General features: G+C 67.1%; 1 protein-coding gene. It reads left to right on the top strand.

Features of this window, described 5'->3' with window-relative positions:
* Positions 1 to 213: 213 nt before the first annotated feature.
* A partial coding sequence (locus Asi03nite_RS37435) for an IS4 family transposase (RefSeq protein WP_203685247.1) occupies positions 214 to 1,325 on the top strand: 1,112 nt, incomplete at its 3' end.

Raw genomic sequence — 1,325 nt, 5'->3', positions numbered from 1 at the left:
AAGGCCGTGAAGTTTGGCGTACGGGTTGGTAGTCAAACATCCGGTCTGACCTGGTGTATGCCCGGATACATACAGGAAGCGGAGCTCCGGTAGAAACGGGTTGTCCGACCAAAGACATCCGTTGCAGATGGAGCTCCGCTGTCCCTTCAGTCTGCCATCACCCGCACGATCACTGTCGCCGACGGGGTCTTCGCCCCGGGCCATCTCGGCGAGTTGACCCAGATCGTGCCGTTCGACATGGTCGATGCCGTCCTCGCCGAGCACGGTTCGGTCCAGCAGCGGCTGCGCAAGCTACCCGCCCGAGTCGTGGTCTACCTGCTGCTGGCTGCCGCATTGTTCGAGGAATGCGGTTACCTTGCCGTGTGGCGCAAACTCACCGGTGCCCTCGAGGGCCTGCCGATCCCGAAGATCACCGGGACCGGACTGTGGCACGCCCGGTGTCGGTTGGGCGTACGACCGCTGCGGGCCCTGTTCGACCTGCTGCGCGGGCACACCGCCGCGATCCGCACTGCCGGCGCCCGCTGGGCGGGTCTGTTGGTCGTCGCGATCGACGGCACCCATCTGGACGTGCCCGACAACCCGGCCACCCGCACCGGGCTCGGCAAGCGATCCAACCAGTACACACAGGCCAGCGGGTATCCACAGATCGCCCTCGTGGCCCTGGTCGCCTGCGGCACCCGGGCCGTCATCGACGCGGTGTTCGGGCCGGGCAGCACCGGCGAGAGCACCTACGCCGCCCGGCTGGCCCGTTCCCTGCACCCCGGCATGATCGTCCTACTAGATCGCGGCCTGTCCACCAACACCCTGCTCAACACCGTCGCCGACACCGGAGCCGCGTTCCTGGCCCGGCTGACCGGCAACCGTAAACCCCCCATCCTGCGGCACCTGCCCGACGGCTCGTTCTTGTCCAGGATCGGCTGTCTCGACGTGCGCATCATCGAATGCGAAATCACCACCGCCACCACCGCCGGCCGGCAGACCGGCACCTACCGCCTCGCCACCACCCTGCTCGACCACCGCCGGCACACCGCATCCGGCCTGGTCACGCTCTACCACGAGCGATGGGAGATCGAGTCGGCGTTCTTCGCGATCAAGAAGAGCATGCTCGGCCGCCGGGTCCTGCGCAGCCACCATCCCTCAGCCATCGCCCAGGAGATCTACGCCCTACTCACCGCCTACCAGGCCATCCGCATCGCCATCACCGACGCCACCACCACCGCCAGCACCGATCCCGACCGAGCCAGCTTCAGCATCGCCCTGCAAACCGCCCGCGACCAGGTTATCCACGCCGCCAACGTCATCGCCGACACCGTCATCGACCTGAT

Origin of the sequence: Actinoplanes siamensis (assembly GCF_016862395.1) — a bacterium.
Taxonomy (GTDB): Bacteria; Actinomycetota; Actinomycetes; order Mycobacteriales; family Micromonosporaceae; genus Actinoplanes; species Actinoplanes siamensis.
The sequence above is the reverse complement of the archived record's forward strand: the minus strand, read 5'-3'. Positions and strand labels throughout refer to the sequence as shown.